We start from the raw sequence: 21901 nt of genomic DNA on the forward strand, positions 1-21901 counted from the left end.
TAGCCGACTATACCGGGTCTTCTTCGGGAAAAAGCCGTGCAAAGGCAGCACAGGAGGGGTCCTGTGGAGACCATTGGCGTATGGCTCAACCGTCTCGGACTTGGGATGTACGAGACGGCGTTCGAGGCGAATAGGATCGATCTTGAAGTCGCTACTCAGCTGTCTAACGCCGATCTGAAGGATCTCGGTGTCCGCGCACTTGGCGACCGCAAGCGTCTGCTTCAGGCCATAGCGGACCTGCGGTCGAACCGCGAGCTGCTCGGCCCCAAACAATGGGAACGCCGGCAGCTTACAGTGATGTTTTGCGACCTGAAGGGGTCGACGGTTCTGGCGACGCAGCTGGATCCTGAAGATCTGGCGTCCGTGATCGGCGCGTATCAACGCTGTTGCGCGGCGGTGATCGCCCGATATGACGGATTTATCGCGCGTTATGTGGGCGACGGGATCATCGTCTACTTCGGATATCCGCAGGCTCACGAGGATGACGCCGAACGGGCGATACGCGCCGCGCTCGCGATTGTCGAGGACGTCAGCGCGCTCGAGGCGATTCCGAACCTGCGCGTCCAGGTTCGTGTCGGCATCGCGACCGGTCCGGTGATCGTGGGAGACGATAACGACGGAATGCTCATGGAGCGCCACGGGGTCGTCGGCCAAACGCCCAATCTGGCTGCACGCCTTCAGTCCATCGCAGAACCAAATGGCCTCGTGGTCGCGGACTCCACGTACAATCTCGCCGGTCACGTGTTTGAGTGTATCGAATTGGAGCCGCTGTCGCTGGCAGGTTTCGCGACACCCATCAAGGCATGGACCGTCATCCGCGAGCGACCCTTTGCCGGCCGTTTCGAGGCGCGTCGCAAGGTTGGATTGACGCCTTATGTCGGGCGCAAAACCGAGATTGCCATGCTCACGAGCCGCTGGCATTCGGCATCCGGCGGATCGGGGCAAGTGGTATTGGTTAGCGGCGAGCCCGGCATCGGCAAATCCCGTCTCGTGCAGGAGTTTGCCGATCAGATCCAGCAGTCGCATCTGCGAACTGACTATTTCGGTTCGGAGTACTTGCGGAACAGCCCGCTCAGTCCGGTCATCGCACAGATCGAGCGCGATGCCGGGATCAGTCAAGATGATCCTGCGCTGCAGCGGCGCGAGAAACTCGAGGCTTCACTCGCACCGACGCCGGAATCCCGCGACGGCAACGCGGCAGCCGTTCTTGCGTCCCTCATTTCATTGCCGCCCGCCGCTGCAGATCCTCCTGCTCATCGGGATTTGGAAGTTCGCAAGCGACGAACGTTCGAAATCATCGTCAATCTCATGGCCGAACGAGCCACGGCCGAGCCAATTCTGGTGGTGTGCGAGGAACTGCACTGGTTCGACCCGACAACGCTTGAATTACTTGGCATCCTGATCGATCGCATCAAGACGCTTCCCGTCCTGATGATTTTGACGTTCCGACCGGAGTTTGCTTCATCCTGGCAAGGCCAGCATATCATGTCGCTTCCGCTCGAGCGACTTGACCGCAATGCGGGCGTCGTCATGGTCGACAAGATCATACAAGGCAAAACCGTACCCTCGGGAGTGCTGGACCAGATTGTCGCTCGGTCGGACGGCAATCCCTTGTTCATTGAAGAGCTCACCAAGTCAGTGTTGGCTGCAAAGCTGAGTGGCGCCACCGGCGGAGCTCTGGCAGCCGAAATCCCCGAAACGCTCCAGGACTCACTGATCGCAAAACTCGACCGGCTGCAGGGGGCCAAAGACATTCTGCAAATTGGTGCCGCGATCGGACGCGAGTTCCGCGAGGATCTGATCGCAGCCGTTACGGCCATGAGCCGGGTCGATCTCCGGAGCAAACTCGACGAACTCATCAGGGGAGACTTGCTTTATCGTCAATCGCCGCGGTCCGGCACCATCTATGTCTACAAGCACGCTTTGGTGCGAGATGCGGCCTATGAGAGCATCCTCCATTCGCGTCGTCGCGACATCCACAGGCGCGTCGCGCAGACCCTGGAGGTCCATTTTCCTGCCCTCACGCAATCCCAACCGGAGTTGCTCGCCCAGCATTGGCAACGCGACAGCGACATCCGGAAATCGATTCACTATTGGGTACGCGCCGGCAAGTGGGCAGCCGAGCGTTCGGCGCCTGCCGAAGCCGACGCGCATCTCCGCCAGGCTTTGCGTCTTGTCGAGACGCTCCCCACCGGCCCGGAACGCGACGCCCTCGAGCTCGAAATTTGCGCGCGGCTCGGTGGCGTGCTGCGGGCAGTCGAGGGGCCGGCCGGGACCGAGACCGGAAAGGCGTTTCGTCGCGCAAAGGACCTCTGCTGGCAGACCGGTGACAAGACCTTGCTCGCACCTTGTCTGGCGGGTCTGTACGGATATCACCTGGTGCGGGCGGAAAATGCCGCCGCTGGCGACGCCGCGCGCGAACTGCTGGAGCTCGCGGAAACCCGCGCCGATCGGCTTTATCGAATGATTGGCCACAGGGCCGTCGGCGCAGTGTTGTTTCATAGGGGGCACTTCGCGGAGGCGCGCCAACACCTTGAACGTTCGCTTGCCTTGTATGACCCGGTCGAAGACGGGCCGCTGGCGTTTCTCTACGGCACCGACCATGGGCAAACGGCGTCGAGTTTTCTCGCGTTTGCGCTGCGGCTGATGGGTCTTCCCGACCAAGCCAATGATCGCGAGGAATGGACGCTCGCGCACGCAAAGAAGGTCGGCCACACGTACAGCCTCGTTCAGACGCATATGTTTCGTGGTGTCCTCCGGGTAGCCTTGGGGGAGTGGAAAGCGGGCGCATCGGTAGCCCGTGAAATGCTCGAGCTGACCAAAGGACACTCCTTTCGCATGGCTGTGGCTGCCAGCGCCTTTTGTGTCGCCGCTTGTCGGCCTGCGCGCGGCCGGCTTCAGCGGCGGCTCGAGGAATTGCAGGATACGGCGGCAGATTGGTGGTCGACCGGCGCATTGAATTACCGCCCCATGCATCTGGCCCTCATTGCCGACGCACATGCGGCGGCTGGTGACCCGCTGCAGGGGCTGAAGGCGCTCGAGGAGGCTCACGCGATCGTCGAGGCAACGGACGAGCGCTGGATGGAAGCCGAACTGCACCGCCTGGTCGGCGAATTGAAAACGCTGGTCGACAAACCGCGCCTCGATGAAGCCGAAAGCAGTTTCCGCAAGGCAATCGAAATCGCCGCACGACAATCCGCACGTGTGTGGGAGCTGCGGGCTGCGACCAGCCTTGCATCTCTGTTGCAGGCGATCGGCCGCGCGGTCGAAGCCAATGCAATCCTCAGGCCTGTTTACGATGGTTTTACCGAGGGCCGAGATGGCGCCGATATGAAAAAAGCGCAGAAAATCCTGCGAAGCCTGAGCTCAAGCGTTCACTAGGATCTCACGCGCAATCATCCAGTCCAACAAGGCGTGGGCCTGCGCCGGCGTCGTCTGTCCGGACCATTCGGCGAGGATCGAAGCGGCGGGCCGCTTCGATCCGATTGCGGACAGGACGGTACCAAGGGGTACACCGCCAAGCCACGCAACTGGGCGCTCCAGTCCGGGGTGCGTCAGAGCCGTGCGACGGCGGATCTCATCGCCTTCGATGACAGGCAGCGCGATCAGCCTGGCGTTCTGCGAGAGCATCAGCTCGGGATTGTCGGAAATCCTGATCGAGGCGGCAGGCTTCTTTTCGTCGAGGGATCGCGTGCTCGAACGCGATTGCCAGAATGACGACGTATACAGGGCCTGAGAGGCATAGACTTCGGACGCATGGCGATCGTGGACCTTGACCGCTCCCTGCAGCGTCGCGCGATAGAACTCCAGGGCCGCCTCCAGGTCCGCGCGGCGCAGGATTGTGTGAATGACGGCGCTCGCCTGCAGGCCGGAACGAATGGCGGCCTGAACTCCCTGAGAGGACAGCGGATCCATTGCGAATGCCCGATCCCCAACCTTGATGGAATTCGGCGTCACCGTTTCGTTGTCCACCCGAAAGGTGGCGTCGCGGATCCGGATATCGGCAAGCGACAAACCGCGCAGAAATTCTCGAGCCAGGCGCGACTGATCGAGCAGGGTGCGGTAGAGGGTAGCGCAATCCGCCGCGCCGCGGCGCGTATACGATTGCGGGTGTATGAACACCTGCGCAGTCGCGCTGTCATGTGAAAGCGGAGCTGCCCAGAACCAGGCATGCTCGCCAGCATCGATGCACATTTCCGCCGGCGATGAGGAAACCTTGCCCTGCCAGCGACCGCAGAGTGCGATGGTCGGCGCGCCGGCCGGCCGGCAGCCGCCGCGCCGTCCCATCGCATCGACAAGGAATTGAGCCTCGACGACAAGGGCCCTCGCGTCCCGCGCGTCGATCGGAATAACCCAGCGCTCGTCGACGAAAGCGGGCCGGCGCGCCCGCGCCGGACACAGGACGGTCACGCCAGCCTTTCTCGCTGCTTCGATCAGGAAGCGGTCAAAGAGCGTGCGGTCCACGATGATCGCGGCGTTATCCTGCTGCGATGCAGCCTCGTCACGCCATCTCGCGCGCATTCGATCGCAGCGCAAATAGCCAACCTGCTCGAGTCCTTCCCAGAGGTCGAGTTGCTCAAGCGGACCACGGATCGACGATGGAAGCGCCTCGGCCGCGGGTTGCCGTGACCCATCCTGACGCTCGATGAGGCAAACTCGATACCCGAGCTGGACCAGGCGGCGCGAGACGGTCGCCCCCGCGGGCCCCCCGCCCACAACACACACGTCTTGGATCGAGCGATGCAGGCTCAGCTCCTCTCGGCGGAAAAGAAATCAGGTCGCCGCTCCATCACGTTGACATACGTGACCAGGCAATGGTGCAGCCATCCGCGGATGAAATCACATGCCGGTCGGCCGCGGTAAATGACCTCGTGGTGGCAACCACCGCCGCACAGATAGCGGGCCCAGCACTTGCTGCACGGCTCCTGGCGATGCACGTGGCGTTCTGCGAGCCAGGCGTTTCGCTTGTCGCGTTGCAGGCCGTCCTTGACGTCGCCGAGACGTCCATTCTCGTCGTCAACGAAGCGGTGACACGCAAAGAGACCGCCCTCCGCGGATACGCCAAAATACCCGGCACCGGCGCCGCAGGAATAGGGGCGGTGTATGCCGCGGTGGATCTGGCGAAGCGCCTCGGTCATGTTCGAGAACGGGTAGCGTCGACCGGCAACCGTCTCACTCTCGAATTTGCGAGCGCAGCCAATCATCTCTTCCAGCATCGTCATGAGATCTGGCTGGTTCAATTCCAATCGTCCCGTCGGCGCGCTCAGCATCGGGGAAAAGCCGACACTGTGAAAACCCGTCGCAACGAATTCATCGAGCATGTCTTGCAGCTGGATGTTGAGCGGCGTCACGGTCACACGGGCCGAAACCTGCATGCGTTGCTGTCGGTCGAGCAACGGCTTCACTCGGGCCATGATCCTGGCATAGCTGCCGTCTCCTCCCCGGAACGGCCGTAAACGGTCATGGGTGTCACCGACGCCGTCAAGGCTCACCGTTACCGCGAAGCCGTATTCCTCAAAAAAGGACGCGTCCTCCGCGCTCAGCAGCGTTCCGTTGGTGGTGATCGAGAATCCGACGCGGATATCCCTTGCCTTGGCCTGATCTGCGGCGAAGGCGGTGGCATCACGAACGAGCGCGCGGTTAACGAGCGGTTCGCCGCCGAGAAAGGCTAGATTTACGCGTTGCCCAGGTTCTGCAGCATCGATGAGTCGCTCGATGGCGGCGCGCGCGATGGGCCATGACATGTTCCTCGGGACGCCACCAAAGTCGCCGCCCTGCGCGTAGCAATAGGCGCATCCAAGATTGCACTTTTGCGCGACAGCAAGCGACAATGCGCGGATCGGCGGATCCTGCAACGGGACATCGTCGATGTAAGGGCTTGACGCGAGCCCATAGCGTTCAAGAAGGCGCGCCACCGCGTCCTCTCCCGCCGAGACGGCCGTATCGACCTCAAGCGCAAGCTCGGAGGCGAGATCGTAGATGCGTGACCCGTCGGGCACAAGAATGTGTCGCCCGCGCTGACTGTCGAAGGCGTGCACCAAGCTGGAATGCGCCGCCTCAGTCATCCCAGAACGGCACTCCAATGCCCCTCACTTCTGCAAGGTCCTCAGCCTCGTCGCGGAACATCAACATGGTTCTGCGCGCCGCGTCGATACAGGACCGCTCGAGCTTGGAGTTCCGTTCGGCCGCGTTCGCGTATGCCTTGCCGAGGTGGCCTCGTAGTTCTTCGAACAGTTCGAGCGCGCGTTCGCATTCGGTTTGGTCGCGTCGACCGCGTATCACCTTGCGCAAATAGGGGAAACTGCCGGAGCCGCCACCATAGGCCTGCAGGATTCGCTTTATGCCGAGGAAACGCTCGTAGTGATCCGTGCCCTCGCCGTCTATGCGCAGCGCCAGTTCGTAAGCTGCGACCGGGTATTTCGTGTTTCGCAGGGTGGCGACGCAGCGGCTGTAAGCCCGGGTAATCTCGCCGCTCGGTCTCTCGAGGTCGATGAAACGATCGAGCGTCTTTGGATTGAGCGGCTCCAGCCTGCGCTCGAGGCGGAGCGTTGGATAGTTCTTTGCCAGCTCGACGATGGGCGAGTAGCGCCAGCCATTTGGGCGGATGTTGGCCCGATCGAGCTCCCACAGCATCTCGTTGGCCCATCGAAGATGTGCCATCTCCCCGACTGCGACCAGCAGAATGAAATCCCGTACCACCTTGAGATCTGCTGCAAGACCCGGCCACTTGGCGTTACGGACCTCGGCCGACTTGGGATCACGCAGCGAGAGCAGGGCATAGAGGTATTCGAGCGCCAGCGTCAGCTCCATCCTCGCCAGCTCGCTCAATTCGTCGATGAGCTCTTGATCCGAGCCGTAGGGCTGGCCTGGCTCCTCCTGTCGCGGGCGATACTCCCGCCCGATCTCGCGACCTTCCAGAACGAACGGAAGCTTTTCCCATTTCTGGTTGATCTCGTAATGATCGATCTGGAACAGCCGGTTCTGGGCGATCGTCCCGGCAGCAGGAATGGTCGAGGTCCGGTCGACCACGGATAACCAGTCGACATACACCGTGGCCGCCCCGGCCTGCTCGACCGAGCCGGGAACGTCGCGGATCACCACGTCCGGGTGGTTCGATGCCCAGTAATGACAGGCACAATCGCGGAAATCATGCGACCACGGATTGCACATCGACTCCGTGAGCTCACCCGGGCGATAGGCTAGGTCGTACAGTCCGGCCGCATTGACATATCGGCGGCGCTCGCCGACCAGCTCGTAGTAGGGCTTGGGGTCCGGCGCATCCCGCCTGATGAGGCCGATGCGCAACTCCCCCTCGGGGCTGAGACCTCGAATGAACCGCCACGCGATCTCGCACGAGTAATAATTGCCCTGCGGGTCGGTCATCGATAAACGCTTGCCGTCCTGCTCGATCCAGTCGAGATACCAGCGTCCCTTCGAAACCGCCCGGGCCAGTTTGCCATTGGCATCGTAGTCGGTGAGAAGCTTCTTGACCCAAGACAACTCGCTGGTCTCGGGTAGCATCGGGTCGTTGAGGTAGTCGATGTAGAGCAGGCGCACGCCCTGTTGATTGGGGATCGTGCCCTCCTCCGGATAGAGCGGTTTCGTCACGAACCTGAACAGAAGTCCGGGAAAGAAACGGTTGTCGAGTGTTCGAACGTCAAACTCGAGGCCCGGAAAGCAATTGGCGACACCTGACTCGAGGCGGGTATTGGCGGGATTGCCAACCACTCGCTCCAGCGCACTGTTGCTCCGCGCGGTCAGATTGCGCGGAAAGATCTTGTTCCTGGCGGAGATCTCGTTGTCACTCATGAGGATTCGCTCACGTGCTTCCTGATCCGTTCGAGCCGTCATCCGGATGGGTTTGCAGATATTTGATCAAGGCGAGGAGGGTCCGATGTTGGCGATGGCTGAGCGAAAGCGGCTGCTGGGCGGCATCGCGCATATACGGAGGCATTCGCATATCGTGGAGCTGGTCGCGGAACACCCGCGGATCGCGATACTTCGCGTTGGCATTTTCCGGCGGATCCTCCGGCAATTGTGCAACCTTGCCGAAAGGCGGCCGGACAAGCTGCTCCACGAAATCGCCGCGGGTGCTCAGCAGGTCCATGAGAGCCGCGCGGTCCTGCAGCCGTGCATGGATCAACGGCAGGGCGGTCGTGTACGGAAGCGTATCGTTCGGCGACCCCTTGGTGAAATAGGAGGGGTCTTGCGGTGCGAGTGTCGGTAATTTGTCGCTATAGGGCCGGTCCTTGGCCGTCATGCTCTCCGGGCCCGCTTTCGGCTGGTCGATGCCGGGGGTGCCGGCGTGCAACGCAAAACGAATCTTGTTCTCCAGCAGCGCTCGCGCCCGCAACGCGTCGAGATTGAACAGGCTCGCCGTCTCGAACGCGCGCTGAAACAGGTCGAGCACCTCCATCTTTGTTTCTTCCATGGCGCCATCGCCGAGATCGATCGGCAGGTCGTCGCGATCGGCAATGTCGTCGGCGATGCTGAAGACCGGGCGACGATCCGGAGAAAAATCCGGTGGACTGGTGAAGACGCGTGCGGCCGCTTGGTAGCACCGGCCTCCAAAGGCCATGGTGGCCACGATGACGGAGTCGCTGATGTCGTCGACGCAGCCCCATGAGCGATGATTGCCGACGTTGGCGCCGTCGTAGCCGTCCTGAGGCTGTGGATCTTCGAATTGCCCGTTCAGCATGATGTATGCCGTCGACCAGGGCGTCTTGCTGCTCACGATTCGATGCTGCGGCGCGACGATCTCGTGGATACGGCCGTATTCGGCACTCGGCGCTTCGAACTGCCCGGGCTGAACCTGCGGAGCCGGGGCGGAGGTGGCCTCCGCGGGTCCGTAGATGATGCCTTTGGGAGGGGTGAAGCGGACGCGCAATATGCTGCGATCGACCTCCGGTTCGTCATCGCGCAAATCGACCCGTCCTTCGACCGGGCGCAGCACCTGAAAGTGGCCGATGGGAATCGGCTTGTCGGGCGAGACCAGCGGCTCCTGTCCGGAGGTGTGCGGGCTGAACGCCAGCAGCTCGCGTCGTTCGAAATCATCGCCATTCACCACTTCCCGAGCGGTGAAACCGCAGGGCGCGTAGTCGGTCCGGCGCGCGGCCTTGCGATTTGCGGCGACGATCTCATACTGAATGTCCTTGAGCGAGGCGCCGAGTTCGGCCAGCAGCGTCGGCGTCAGCGGCTGCTCAAGCGTGCTTCCGTCCTCGACGGACTGCAGCTTTGCCCAGAGCTCGAAGAAAGGCGCGACCGGCCGGATCGCGCCGTCATCGTCCTTGAAGATGATCGAACGGGGGATGTACGGCGTGACGCTGCCGTCGGCTTCAACCTTGAGCGAGACCGCCGGCTCGATGACCGTATCGGCTTGCGCATGTGGCGAGTGGCTTTCCGTCCAGCGAAAGCTGTCCAGCGGCGTCGGACTGCTGCCGAGCCGCGCGATCGCCATCGGCGGCAGAAAGAACATCTCGAGCAGCTTGTGCATTTTCCCCCCTTTGCGTCCTCCTGCTGCAGGACCCCCCGCTAGTATGGTTCGGTTTCGATGCCCTCAGGAAGTTGCGGCAGATCGTAATGCGTCTCAGGGGTCTCCCGCGAGACGCTCTGAGCATATTGGAAGAAACTGTTCTTGTCGTATTTCAGCTTCACCGCGAGCAGCCGCTCGAACGAGCTGCCCCAATAGCGCCTGCGAAAATCCTGCTGCGTACGACGCGGATAATTTTGATAAGAATGGTCGTTGAAATACGGCGCCATCATCGCCATGAATCGATCAAGGAAGGCGATCGCGTCTTTCCGCTGCTGGTCCTCCGACATCCAAAAGACATCGAGAAACAGATTCATGTCGACCTTGCGGTGAATGAATGCGTTCGAGGTTGCCGGTATCTCGTTGATGCGGCCGCCATAGGGCTCGATACAGACAAGGCTCGAACGGTTTGGGCTCGTCAGGAACACGCCGATGATGTGCGCCCAATCCTCGGCGTCCAGTTTTTTGTCGATGTAGCCGCACTGCTTTTCCTCCCGGGCGAGATCGGGGACCTGCGGCAGACCGGGCGGACTCTCGATCAACTTCAGGTCGAGGTCGGCATATCGGCCGACGCCGAAGTCCGTGTAGACAGGACCAAGACGCCGCAGCGAGTCGATCGCAAATTCGCCGTCCCGCTGCGGTCCCAGGTACATGCCGCGCATCACCACACAAGGCGTCTCGTCTTGCCAGGCCAGGAACGTCATGAATCCGAGCTCGGGAGGTGCCCCGGTCTGCATGTAATTGGCCTGCATTTCAGCGAGGGCGGCGGCGGCATTCTTGATGCCGTCCCTGCTATCGATCGACCATCGCAGCCCAAAACCCCATACGTCGCCGAGCTCATGCAGGTTATAGGTCACCTGCAGCAGAATACCGAAATTGCCGCCGGTGCCGCCACGAACCGCCCAGAACAGATCGGCATTCTTTTCGCTGTTGGCGACGACGATCGTTCTGTCGGCGAGCATCACCACGATCTCGTGCACATTGTCGCAATTCATGCCGAATTTGCGTGCGGTGAAGCCATAGCCTCCGCCCTGCATGTAGCCTGCGATGCAAACATCGCCGCAGCCGCCGCTCGGCACATGCAGGTTGTACATCTTGAGCGCGGCGTTGAGGTCGCCGATCGTGGCTCCGGCACCGACGATGCCACGCCTCTCCTTCGGGTCGACCACGACATGTTTGATCCGGCTTGTGTCGATGAGCATACCGCTGTTGACGGAAAATCCGGCCGTGCTGTGTCCTCCGGAGCGGATGGTCACCCGAAGATCGTACTTCTGCGCAAATTCGAGGCATCGTCTCGCATCTTCGAATATCTCGCAAAAGACGATCAGCTGCGGAAACTCCTGAACCGCAAGGAGCGTCATCTGGCGATCTCGGTGATAGGTCAGATCGGTCGGCAGCACGACCGTTCCGTGGATCGCCTTTTGAAGGTCCTTTACGTCATCGACGCTGAAGCGCTGATCGAGAGGAATCGGCTTCTGCGCGCGCAAGGCCCGCAGCGTGTGAGCATCCTTGTCGCTGAAGAGAAGGTCGACCGAGGGCAGCGCATCCCAGCCAGCTACCCTGAGTTCTGCATCCTTGCGCTTCTTGCTTTTCCACTTCATCCCGCCCCCTCTGCACTGCGCCAAAATGATGAGCGCGCCCTAACAGCGAAGGCGCAAGGCCATGACGGTACAGGCCGGACACACTTTATGGATTGATTTCGTAAGGCCCCGTTCGCTCATTGTGGAGCGGCCGCGGGTCCATTGCAAATTTTGATGGGCTTGTGGACTCGAACAGATCCCAACGGTCCAAATGGTCAGGTGCATTGCTCGCGGCCTCGGATCGGCGGGCATTTTTCGGCTAGAACCATATTGCACGCGGCATTCTTGAAGTTGTGAAGTACTTCACATAAAGCCTAATTAATCATCCGGTTTAGCCCTTGGTCCGCGTCGGAGGATCAACAACATGGAATGGATTTGTGTTTGGGACGGCGACGTTTGGCCGGCTAAGTCGCCGTCAACAGGCAGTCAACGACGCATTATGAGCGTGCGACGAACACCCATTTCGGCCGGAAAACTCCGGTGATGCGATCTGTAAGTCATTGATTGTCCTCAGCCCGTGGCTGACTCTCTAATCAGCGGGTCCGAGGTTCGAGCCCTGGTGCGCCCACCATTTCCTGCAAGGCTTACCGCGGTTCGTGTCAGAACGGACCGTTTGGCTGGAAGCCGCCGAGGGCATATCGGCTTCAAAATGTGCCGGGATAGGCCCCGCCGTCGATCAGAATATTCTGTCCAGTGATGTAGCTCGCCTGAGCTGAACACAGGAAGGCGCAAGTCGCCCCGAACTCGTCCGGATGGCCGAACCGCTTGCTCGGGTTGCTGGCACGGACTTCCTCGGTGACCTCTGCGACGCTCCTTGACGAGTTTCGGGCGAGTGCCGTGAGATTGGATCTCAGCCGGTCCGTGTCGAACGTCCCCGGCAACAGGTTGTTGACGGTCACGTTGTGCTCGGCGACGGACCGTGCGAGGCCTGCGATGAAGCCCGACAGTCCACTTCGCGCGCCGTTCGATAGCGCGAGCATCGCGACCGGCGCTTTGACTGCGTGCGACGTGATGTTGACGATGCGGCCGAATTTGCGCGCGACCATCCCATCGATGGTGGACTTGATCAGCGCGATGGGCGCCAGCATGTTGCCGTCAAGCGCCCTGATCCAATCGTCACGCTCGAAGCTCCTGAAATCGCCCGGCGGCGGTCCACCGGCATTGTTGATGAGAATATCGGGCCCAGGGCAGCTCGACAGGATGGCATCGCGTCCCTCGCGGCTCGTGACGTCCGCAAGGACTGTTTGAGGCCGGTTGCCGGTGGCCAGCTCGATCTCTCGCGCAGCACTGTCGAGGACCTCGCGTCGCCGGGCGACGATCACGACATCGACACCCTCGCGGGCCAGCGCCATGGCGCTGGCTTTTCCAAGGCCCTGGCTCGCCGCGCAGACGATGGCCTTGCGGCCCCGCAATCCCAGATCCATGTGTCCTCGTCGGATGTTGCTGCGACCGCAGCGTGATTTGCTACTTGTTGGGAAGTGTCATGCCGGCGGGCTTGGAGCCCCACATGCAAAAGCTCGTCGGCTCGAACCCGAACTGGCGTGGGCGGTGCGTTGCCTCATCCTCGATTTCATCGACGCCTACCGAATATTCGAAAATCATCCCGTCTGGTCCTTTGAAATAGAGGAAGCGGGCCCCCGACGTCGGATGGCGCCCCGGGCCGAACACGATCGGCACGCGCCGTTCGTTGAGGAAGTGGTAGGAGCGCAGCACGTCGTCGCTGCTCTCGACCTGGTGATTGATGTGCTGGATGCCGGCTTGCGGGGCGCGGACCAGCGCGATGGTGTGATGGATGGCGTTGACGCGCATCAGCGGGATGTCGCCGATTCGATCGCTGACGCGGGCGTTGCAGATCTGGGTCCAGAATCGCTCGTCGCGCGCCGGATCGGTCGAGTTGAGGCCGACGTGGCTGAAGCCTGTGATACCCGCGTCGCGGCTTGCGAAGTAACGACGACCGCTGCGCTCCGGCCGCACCACCAGCTCGATGTGGTTGCCGCTGGGGTCACGGAAGCCGATGAACGCTTTTACCTTGCGCCGGTCTGCCTCCTCCGCGGTTCCCGCGTGGACGCCGTGGCCGAGCGCTTCGAGCGTGGCCGCCGCGTTCTGGAGACTTGCCTCGTCATCGACCTCGAAGCCGACCGTCTGGTCCTTCGGATTGCCTTCCGAGTAACACAGCGTGTGCGAGCGGTCGTCGGATCGAAGGTAGAGATCGGCCTTGCCGCGTTCGGCGATTTGCAGGCCGAGGCAAGCGGTGGCGAATTGCTCGGCCTGCTCGAGATCCGGTGATCCCAAGCGGACATAGCTCACATCCTTCAGCTGGATCATGCCTCTCTCCTCGGTTAGCTCTGCGCGCCTAGTTCGGAAACGCCCTTGCTTTCGCTGCCCCAATTGCAGAGTGAGCTTGCTGTGGGCGGGAATTGCCGGGGAGGGCGCGGCCTGCCGCCGGCCTCGGCTGTGCCGGTGACGTAAGACAGGATCAGGCCATCGGGCCCTTCGACATGAAGGAAGATCTGTTGCGAGGCCGGCTGCCGACCGGGGCCTTGTACGATCTTCACCTGGTTTTCCTGCATGTAGTAGCTGTTCTGCATGATCTGATCGAGCGCCTCGACCTCGAAGGCGGCGTAGAGCAGCCCGGGCCGCTGCGAGGGATAGAGCGCGATGCGATGGTGAAGATGGTCGATACGCAAATAGGCGATGTCGCCGACCCAATCGGCCACCTCGGCGCCGAGCAGACGCCAGAAGGCGAGATCGCGCGCGTGGTCGATGCTGCGCAGGCCGACGCCCTGGAATTGCACGATGCCGGCATCGCGCGGCGGAAAATAGCGACGGCCGCTCCGTGTCGGGCGGGTCACAAGATCAATGCGATTTCCGGAGGCATCGTCGGCAAGCAGGGCTGATTGCACATATCGCTGCTGGCATTCGTCCGGGCTTGCCGGTCTCACGGCAAAGCCCTGTGCACGCAGCCGTTCCCCGATCTCCTGGAGCGCTGCATCGTCCCAGGCCTCGATGCCGATGCTGGCGCCATCGGCTTGATCGCGGCTGAGGCTCACGGTGCGAAACCGGTCGTCCGAGCGGAAGGCGACCTCGCCGTCCTGACTCGCGACTTGCTGCAGGCCGAAGATCTCGGAGACAAAGCGCGCGCAGGCCTGCGGCTCCTTGACCGCGTAGCGGACGTAGCAGACCGACGTGATCAATGGCTTCGTGCCGTTCAACGCGGCGATCATCGCAGCCGACCTCGCTTTTGCTCGGCTTCGATGAAGATCCTGATCATCTGGCGCCAGAGCCCGAACAGATGGTCGAACCATTTGGGATCGTTGTCCCAGAGCGTTCGCAATGCCATGCCGCGGACGACACCGAGGGTGAGTGCGACGATATCGGCCGCGACGGCTGCGGGAACACCGCCCGCCACCAGCGCCTCGGCCCAGGCCGCTTCGACCGGACGGCGCGCCTTGCGTGAGATGTCGAGGATCTGTTTGCGGACCGCCTGGTCGGTGGAGGTTGAGAGCACGATATCGATCGCCACCATGAAGTGCTCGCTGAAGAAGAATTCCCTGGCGTCGGCGATGACGGCCTCGATCAGGTCGCGTGGCCGGTTCACCGCGGCGGCGCGGCGGCGGCTGAGGATCTGTGCTTGCTCGAACACATATTCGAGCGTTGCGACGACGAGGGAATCCTTGGTCGGGAAGTGATGGAGCTGGGCGCCACGGGAGACGCCGGCTTCGGCGGCGACCTCGGCAGTGCGAAATCGCGCATAGCCACGACGCCGGATCAGGTTGGCCGCTGCCTTCAGGATCCGCAGCCGCGTCTCAGCGGTCCGCTCGGCCTGGGTCCGGCGGCGCGGCGGCGCCAGCGATCGCCGTGCCGTCTTGAGCGGGGCAGGAGCGCGATTGGGTCGGGACGGCATGTCAAACCTCGATCTGGACTTTCCCGTCCGCGACCGTGACGGGATAGGTCTTCAAGGGAATCTCGCAGGGCATGCCGGTGGGCTCGCCCGTGGTGACGTCGAAGGTTCCGAAGTGGAAGGTGCATTCCACGATCTTGCCGTTGATGAGACCTTCCTCCGACAGCGAAGCCTCGCCATGGGTGCACATATCGGCCGTGGCGTAGATCGTGCCGGCCACGCGATACAGGGCGACGTTGGTGCCGTCGGGCAGGGGAGCCTGCTTGATTTCGCCTTCGACGACCTCGTCGGCAGCGCAGAGAATGACTGTTTCGGCCATGGCGAGAACCTAGAGCATGGTGCTGCCGCCATTGACGCTGATGACCTGGCCGGTCACGAACGACGCTTCGGCGGACGCGAGATAGGAGACCATCGAGGCGACTTCCTCCATTTCGGCTGGCCGCCCCATCGGGATGACGCTGACGAATTTGGCAGCGAGTGCCGGGTTGCTTTTGGTGATGGCGACCATCTGCGGCGTATTCACCGCGCAGGGAGCAACCGTGTTCACGGTGATGCCGTCCCGGGCGAACTCGCGCGCCATGCCGGTTGTGAGGCCGTGCACGCCGCCCTTGGCCGCGTTGTAGGCGGCATGATCCCAGAGGCCGTTGCGCACGGAATCGGCACCGAGATTGATGATGCGGCCATAGGCCTGCTTACGCATCACCGGCACCGCGTACCAGGAGCACCACAGCACGGTCCAGAGATTGCGATCGATCGTCGTTTTCAGCGTCTCCGGCGTATGTTCCGCGAACGGCTTGATGATGCCGCCGCCGGCATTGTTGACGAGGATGTCGAGGCGGCCGAAGCGTTCGCAAGCAAGCCGGATGGTCCTCTCGGCGGTGCCTTGCTCCGCGAGATCACCGGCTCCGCTCGCGACCTCCACGTCGAACTCATGGATGAGACGAGCCGACGCCTCCTTCAGCCCGGCCTCATCGAGGTCGGCGAGGATCAAGCTCGCGCCGTCCCTGGCAAGCCGCTCCGCGATCGCAAGGCCGATGCCCTTTGCGGCCCCCGTGACCACGGCAACATTGTTCTTGAGCTTCCTGTCCACGATCGAACGTCCCTAGAGGATGATGCTGACGCGCCCTTGCGTGCGCAGCCCTTCGCTGTCGAGCAGGCAGCGCTTCTCCTTGATGCGGAGGCGCCCATTGTCGGTAACCAGCCGATACCGGTTGCTGCCGAAATAGGTATCGGTGACGCCATCCTTGGTGCGATAGGTGATGAAGGCGGCGGCGACCTCCATCTCGCTGTCACCGCGGCTCCGGATCCGCACATTGCTGACCAGGTGCCGCGTCCGCGAACGGGGAAATTCGGCGTGCGCGGTACGCTTCATCAGGCGCTTGACGCGTTCGCTGAGGCGAAAGCGGTCATCGGCCACGTAAAACAGGTTCTTGTCGGGCGAGGAGTCCGCGGGAACGTCGGTGGATGGTACGTAATAGATGGCGTCGTCCGTGAACAGTTCGAGCCATTCCGGCAACCGCCATTCGTCAAGCAGTTCGGCCTCGGCGAACAGGAAATCCTCGACGTCGTCTCGGGTGATATTCTGCATGTGCCTCTCCTGACTCACGCCGATGCCGCGAAGACGTGCTTGTTCCAGTTCGACCAGAACGCGCGCATCTGCAACTCGTCGTCATAAGCGGGCGTCTCCTTGCCCATGCCTTTTGAAATGTCGTTCCACTGCGCCTCCGTGGCGTTGCGGAAGCCGCGCTGGCACTGCTCCAGCGCCTCGACGTCGTCGGGCGTCGCGAAGCCGCCGGGGCCCAGGAATTCAAGGAAATTGAACAGGCGGTACTTGCGCGCCCAGTCGGTCTCTTCCCGTGGTGCCAGCGCCCATGCGCTGACGGTCATGAAATCAGGCGCCTGCGGATAATAGGTGCGGATCGTCACGGCCATGATGTCGTTGACGACGAGGTTGGGGAACACGAACAGATTGCGATTGTAGAGCGCGATGCGCTTGGCGCGCTCCTCGCCGAAGCGGGTCACAAGTCCCTGGTAGAGCCGGTCGATCTCGCGCTTGCCATCGTCGCCCCACATCGGAACCCATTGTGCGACCGGACGTCCCCACGGCGCCTTGTACTCCAGCACTGCATGTCCATTGCCGAGATCGCGCGCGGCACCCTCCAGCGGCACCGGCACGAGGCCGCCATTGGTGGCTTTGAGGTAATCGAAATAAGTCGCGTGGGTGGTGAGTGCGTGATAGCCGTCGATCGAGTTTTCGGTGAGCAGCTTCCAGTTGGCGCGCATCGAGTATTCTTGCGTGCCGCCGACGATGGTCATGCTGGTTTCGGCCTGGTCGCCGATGATGTCGAGATATTCCTTGACCGGGCCGAGATAAGTGTCGAGCGTCTCGGCGTTCCGGTCGAAGCATACGAAACAGAAATCGCGGTAGGTTTCGAACCGCGGCACCGGCTGCATGTTGGACGTGCTGCGCTCCTTGAAATCAGGCGCATAGGAAGCCTCGCCGGGCTGACTGCGCAACGCGCCGTCGAGCCCAAAGACCCAGCCGTGATAGAAGCACTGGAAGGACTTTGCGTTGCCGTGCTTCTCGCGGCAGACCTGCGCGCCGCGATGCGGACAGGTGTTGAACATGGCGCGCAAGCCTCCCTTGGCGTCGCGCGCAAACAGAATGCTGCGCCCGCCGACCTGGCGGGTGACGAAATCGCCGGACTTGGGAAGCTCGGAGGCATGGCCGAGATAGAGCCAGCATTTGTCGAAGATGCGCGCGCGCTCGGCCTCGAGAATGTCGGGGTCGACGAAAGCCTGGCGGGAGACCTTGAAGATCTGCCTGGCCTCGTCGACCATCAGCGCCGTGTTCATTCGCTGGAACGCATTCATTGCAGTCCCTCCCTCGAATATCTCAATGTGATTTCAGCGCGGATCTGAGGTCGTAGCCCGGAGCCTCCAGATCGGCGCGCCGCGGCCTTGCGTTGGCGGCGATGACCCGCCGCAGCATCGCCATGTCCTTCGCCGCGTTCACCGAGAGCGCACCCACAAGCTCGGCGCCACGCATGGCTATGATTGAAAACCGATCGCCGTTCGGATCGCCGCGGGCGACATGCTCCGCATCGCGCATATCTCCTGTGACCTGGATGTTCAGGTCGTATTGGTCGGTCCAGAACCACGGAGGATCATTGTATTCCACGGTCTCGCCAATCATGTTGGCGGCGACCGAGATCGCCTGGTTCTGGGCGTTCGCCCAGGTCTCGACGCGGATCGCGCGGCCGTGGCATCGGCTCCATTGCAAGGCGGCATCACCCGCGCAGAAGATGTCGGGAGCAGCGGTGCGGCCGCAGGCATCGACGGCAATGCCTTCGGCCGCGGGCAGACCGAGCCGGACGGCGAGTTCGGCCGAAGGGGTGACGCCGACACCGACCAAAACCAGATCGGCGGCGATCTCCGCGCCGTTGCTCAAATCGACCGAACGTGACGTGCTTCCGGTCACCGTCGCGCCGAAGACAAACGTGACACCGTGACCGCGGTGCCTGTCGGCAACGAGGCTGCTAACCAGAGGCGGAAACGCGCGTGCGAGGAGGCGCTCCTCATTCTCGATCACGGTGACATGGCAGCCGCTCCTGGCAGCGGCGCAAGCGGCTTCGAGGCCGATGACGCCGCCTCCGACGATCGCAATGCGCGACTTTGCCTGGATATGACGACGAAATCGGAGCGCGTCCTCGACGCTGCGCAGATACTGCACCTCGATCTGCGCATCTTCCAGCGCGGAGAGCCGCCGCGGCCGCGTTCCGGTCGCAAGCAGCAGGCCGTCGAAACGGAAGTTGCGGCCGTCCGCAGTCGACACGATGCGGCGATCGGCATCGCACTCGATGGCCGCAGCGCCGGTCTCGATGCGGATATCAAGTGTCTTGGTCCAGTCTGCGGCCTGCTTGATGTAAGCGACAGGCGCATCAGAAGATTGCAGCAGGCTCTTTGAGAGCTGCGGCCGTTCGTAGGGTGGATGAGGCTCTTCGCCAATCATGGTGATCGAGCCCGTGAAGCCGCGCGCCCGCAGCGCTTCAGCTGCCCGCGCCCCGGCCTGGCCGGCTCCAGCGATCACGATGTCGTTCATCGTTCGCGCCACGCTCGCTTCGCTCCCTGATGCGATCGCCGACCGCACTGTTCGTTAGATTGTGCACTAGCATACGAATATTGGATTGCATAGATAATAAAAACAGTCCAACCTGCTTGTAAGTGGCCGGCCCTGCATGTTCCGAGCTGTCTGGTCGCGGGCGCAGCATTCAAATCTGTCGGGGAAACGTCTTGGTCGAAGCGATCGACACCCATACTCATTTCGTCCCGCGGCACATTCCGGCGGACTCCGCCCGCAATCCGCTCTGGCCCTCGGTTGAGCTGCGGGACGCATCGGCCGCCGTCATGGTCGGCGGTAAGGTGTTTCGGGTGATCGATTCCCGAAGTTGGGACGCGCGCCGCCGGCTCGACGATATGGCGATCGACGACGTCCAGATTCAGGTCCTCTCGCCCATGCCGGAATTGCTGTCACACTGGTTTCCACCTGCCGACGCGGACGCGTTGTGCCGCCATGTCAACGAGGGGATTGCCGCGCTATGCGCGGACCATCCGCGGCATTTCGTCGGCATTGGAATGGTTCCCATGCAGGATGTCGCGCTTGCCGTGCGGCACATGGACGACATCAGATTGCTTGGTCTGCGCGGCATCGAGATCGGCACGCACATCAACGGCGTGCCGCTCGGCGACGTGCGCCTCGATGACGTCTATGCCGCGGCGGAGCAGGGCGGGTTGATCGTGATGATCCATCCGCTGCATCCTCTCGGGCTTGATCGAATGGGCGGTCGCCCAGAGCTTGCGGCTGTGGCCGCATTTCCATTGGAGACGGCTTTCGCCGCCGTGTCATTGATGACCGGCGGTGTGCTCGAGCGCTTTCCCTCCTTGCGAATCCTGCTCAGCCATGGTGGCGGCGCGCTGTCCTGGCTATTGCCGAGATTGGGCCACGCTTTTGGGATGGGACCACCGCTGGAGAGCCTGTTTGCAAGGAATCCGACAGAGATCGCTCGATCCTTCTACTACGACACGATTCTCTACGACGGTGCGGCGTTGCAATACCTGGCCGACAAGGTCGGCACGAATCAGCTCGTTGTGGGATCGGATTATCCGTTCACGATCAAGCAGGACAAGCCTGCGCAATTCGCCGAACAAGTCCTGTCTGTTGCGCGTGCGGAGCTATCCGCCAATGCGAAGCGGCTGTTTGCGCTCCGGTAGGGAGGAGAGATTGGGACAGTGCTATTCCTATCGCCAATTCTGCTCGCTCGGCCCGTTGCCGCCGCGCACGCCGGCGCGGCCGGATCCGCAGGTGCCGAAGGACTACAAGCTCGGTCCGTGCGCGCACGGCAAGATCGGCGCGTTCTACTTTTACGCCGAGGGCTCGAAGGATGACCCCGCCTTCGGCTTCTGCGAGATCGAGCTGTCGGTCCAGCGCGTGGCTGAGAACAGACTGCGGCTCGAACTCTACTGCATCGCCGACGGCTATCAGAGCGCGCGCGGGGTGGGGACGAGCCATCCGCTGAAGATTGCGGTGCTCGCTGGCGAGACCGTTCTGGGGACCACGAGCTGGCACTTTCCCGACGTGATCTGCGGCCACGCGGATCCCATGCACTTTGCGGCCGATATCGGCCTCGACGACGCGCTCTTTCCGAGACTCGATCGTGTCGAACTGAGCAGGACGAGCGGCGAGTCGGCGCCGTGCAGCTAGCGAGACATGCATCGGACGCAGGCGGATGTCCGGCCGATGGACGAACGTTCCTCCAGATCGTAAAGTAGAGTACGATCAGAACAAATCGGGGACTGCGGCCACTGCTGTGCCGCAGCGTGGGAACGTCAAGCGCTTCAGGCCCAAGGAGAATCCATGCGAGTTCGGGATGCGATCGTTCTGTGCCTGATCACCGTGTCGATCGCGGCGGTCCGGATGGCGGCAGGCCGCAGCGGAATCATACCCGTCGCGACGCATCAATCTCATCGTGCCGTTTCCGGCAGGCAGTGCAACCGATGCCGTGACGCGGCGTCTTGCCGAAAGCATTCGCATCGAGACCGGTGCGACCGTGCTGATCGAGAACAAGCCGGGAGCCGATGGCAATCTGGCGGCGCTTGCGGTTCTGAAGGCTGAGGCGGACGGTTACACCGTGTTCGTCACCACGAACTCGACGCAAGCGGCCAATATCAACCTGTTCAACGCGATGCCCTATGATCCCGCGGCGGACTTTGCGCCCGTGGCGGGGATCATGACCATTCCGATGATGCTGGCCGTCAAGCCGGAGTTTCCGGCACAGAGCGTCGCGGAGTTCATCGCCATGGCGAAGACGCGCGAGAAGCCACTCTCATTCGGAAGCGGCAACACGTCGAGTCGGGGTGCTGCGGAGTTGTTTCGGGCCAGGGCCGGAATCAACATGCAGCATGTTCCGTATCGCGGGATGCCACAGGCTCTGACGGATGTGCTGGCGGGCGAGATCGATTGCGTCTTCGCCGATCCGGCGAGTGCGCAGGGCTTGATCCAGGATGGTCGGTTGCGCGTCCTTGCCGTGACGAGCAGCGATCGGCTGGCGGGGATGCCCGACGTCCCAACGCTCGCGCAGGCCGGCCTATCTGGTGCCGAGCTGACCGCCTGGGTCGGCGTGTTCGTGCGGACAGGCACCGCGTCCGACATCGTGGCGAAGCTCAGTCAGGTCGTGCTGGCCTTCGTCAACAACAAGGAGACGGCGGACTATCTCGAATCCGTGGGGGCCAAACCGTTTCCGGCCGGAGCCGACCGGCTGAAAGCGTTCGAGGAAGCCGACACACGACGCTGGGCAGAGATCGTCGCGATCGCGAAGATCGAGAAGAAGTAGG

Annotated in this window: 18 protein-coding genes; 4 read left to right on the top strand and 14 right to left on the bottom strand. The window is 62.3% G+C overall.

Annotated features, from left to right (window positions below; all coding sequences use genetic code 11):
- Nucleotides 1-63 precede the first annotated feature (63 nt).
- Nucleotides 64-3381: an AAA family ATPase gene (locus BRAGE_RS0103810; RefSeq protein ID WP_027564471.1), complete on the top strand. Its 3318-nt coding sequence runs from the start codon at nt 64-66 to the stop codon at nt 3379-3381.
- Here the strand turns inward: BRAGE_RS0103810 and qhpG are convergent.
- The 14 genes from qhpG to BRAGE_RS0103880 all read right to left on the bottom strand — a co-directional run bounded on the left by qhpG (nt 3367) and on the right by BRAGE_RS0103880 (nt 19124).
- A complete protein-coding gene (qhpG, locus tag BRAGE_RS0103815; protein WP_159073975.1) occupies nt 3367-4725 on the bottom strand; it encodes a flavin-dependent monooxygenase QhpG in 1359 nt (452 codons plus the stop codon). The two genes, BRAGE_RS0103810 and qhpG, sit on opposite strands and share 15 nt — an antisense overlap.
- Before the next feature lie 23 nt (nt 4726-4748).
- On the bottom strand, nt 4749-6065 hold the full coding sequence (locus BRAGE_RS0103820) for a radical SAM/SPASM domain-containing protein (protein ID WP_027564469.1): 1317 nt from the start codon (nt 6063-6065) through the stop codon (nt 4749-4751).
- A complete protein-coding gene (locus tag BRAGE_RS0103825; RefSeq protein WP_027564468.1) occupies nt 6058-7809 on the bottom strand; it encodes a ferritin-like domain-containing protein in 1752 nt (583 codons plus the stop codon). The genes BRAGE_RS0103820 and BRAGE_RS0103825 overlap by 8 nt, the downstream gene beginning before the upstream one ends.
- Before the next feature lie 10 nt (nt 7810-7819).
- Nucleotides 7820-9493, bottom strand: coding sequence for a hypothetical protein (locus BRAGE_RS47695; RefSeq protein WP_051377672.1), 1674 nt, complete (start codon nt 9491-9493; stop codon nt 7820-7822).
- A gap of 38 nt (nt 9494-9531) precedes the next feature.
- Nucleotides 9532-11130: an FAD-dependent oxidoreductase gene (locus BRAGE_RS47700; RefSeq protein WP_051377673.1), complete on the bottom strand. Its 1599-nt coding sequence runs from the start codon at nt 11128-11130 to the stop codon at nt 9532-9534.
- 623 nt (nt 11131-11753) lie between these two features.
- Complete coding sequence (locus tag BRAGE_RS0103840) at nt 11754-12533, bottom strand: SDR family oxidoreductase (protein ID WP_027564467.1); 780 nt, start codon at nt 12531-12533, stop codon at nt 11754-11756.
- A 40-nt stretch (nt 12534-12573) separates the two neighbouring features.
- Entirely contained in the window at nt 12574-13434 is an 861-nt protein-coding gene (locus BRAGE_RS0103845) for a VOC family protein (RefSeq protein WP_027564466.1), read from the bottom strand.
- Nucleotides 13435-13448: 14 nt separating this feature from the next.
- Nucleotides 13449-14333, bottom strand: a complete 885-nt coding sequence (locus BRAGE_RS47705) for a VOC family protein (RefSeq protein ID WP_051377674.1) — start codon at nt 14331-14333, stop codon at nt 13449-13451.
- The gene (locus tag BRAGE_RS47710; RefSeq protein WP_051377675.1) at nt 14330-15013 is read right to left on the bottom strand and encodes a TetR/AcrR family transcriptional regulator; all 684 of its coding nucleotides are present in this window, start codon (nt 15011-15013) and stop codon (nt 14330-14332) included. The genes BRAGE_RS47705 and BRAGE_RS47710 overlap by 4 nt, the downstream gene beginning before the upstream one ends.
- Before the next feature lies 1 nt (nt 15014).
- Nucleotides 15015-15329, bottom strand: a complete 315-nt coding sequence (locus BRAGE_RS0103860) for a non-heme iron oxygenase ferredoxin subunit (protein ID WP_027564464.1) — start codon at nt 15327-15329, stop codon at nt 15015-15017.
- A gap of 9 nt (nt 15330-15338) precedes the next feature.
- The gene (locus tag BRAGE_RS0103865) at nt 15339-16100 is read right to left on the bottom strand and encodes an SDR family oxidoreductase (RefSeq protein ID WP_027564463.1); all 762 of its coding nucleotides are present in this window, start codon (nt 16098-16100) and stop codon (nt 15339-15341) included.
- Between the two features lie 12 nt (nt 16101-16112).
- Nucleotides 16113-16598 carry an aromatic-ring-hydroxylating dioxygenase subunit beta gene (locus BRAGE_RS0103870; protein WP_051377676.1) on the bottom strand — a complete coding sequence of 162 codons (486 nt, stop codon included), beginning with the start codon at nt 16596-16598 and terminating at the stop codon, nt 16113-16115.
- Nucleotides 16599-16612: 14 nt separating this feature from the next.
- Nucleotides 16613-17884 carry an aromatic ring-hydroxylating oxygenase subunit alpha gene (locus BRAGE_RS0103875; RefSeq protein WP_035729352.1) on the bottom strand — a complete coding sequence of 424 codons (1272 nt, stop codon included), beginning with the start codon at nt 17882-17884 and terminating at the stop codon, nt 16613-16615.
- Between the two features lie 22 nt (nt 17885-17906).
- On the bottom strand, nt 17907-19124 hold the full coding sequence (locus tag BRAGE_RS0103880) for an NAD(P)/FAD-dependent oxidoreductase (RefSeq protein ID WP_141263370.1): 1218 nt from the start codon (nt 19122-19124) through the stop codon (nt 17907-17909).
- 179 nt (nt 19125-19303) lie between these two features.
- Here BRAGE_RS0103880 and BRAGE_RS47715 point away from each other — a divergent pair, with 179 nt between their 5' ends.
- The 3 genes from BRAGE_RS47715 to BRAGE_RS47720 all read left to right on the top strand — a co-directional run bounded on the left by BRAGE_RS47715 (nt 19304) and on the right by BRAGE_RS47720 (nt 21900).
- Nucleotides 19304-20281, top strand: a complete 978-nt coding sequence (locus BRAGE_RS47715) for an amidohydrolase family protein (RefSeq protein WP_051377677.1) — start codon at nt 19304-19306, stop codon at nt 20279-20281.
- A 10-nt stretch (nt 20282-20291) separates the two neighbouring features.
- A complete protein-coding gene (locus BRAGE_RS0103890; RefSeq protein ID WP_027564460.1) occupies nt 20292-20771 on the top strand; it encodes a hypothetical protein in 480 nt (159 codons plus the stop codon).
- Nucleotides 20772-21069: 298 nt separating this feature from the next.
- Entirely contained in the window at nt 21070-21900 is an 831-nt protein-coding gene (locus tag BRAGE_RS47720) for a Bug family tripartite tricarboxylate transporter substrate binding protein (protein ID WP_283808079.1), read from the top strand.
- Nucleotide 21901 lies beyond the last annotated feature (1 nt).

This window comes from Bradyrhizobium genosp. SA-4 str. CB756 (assembly GCF_000473125.1).
GTDB lineage: Bacteria > Pseudomonadota > Alphaproteobacteria > Rhizobiales > Xanthobacteraceae > Bradyrhizobium > Bradyrhizobium arachidis.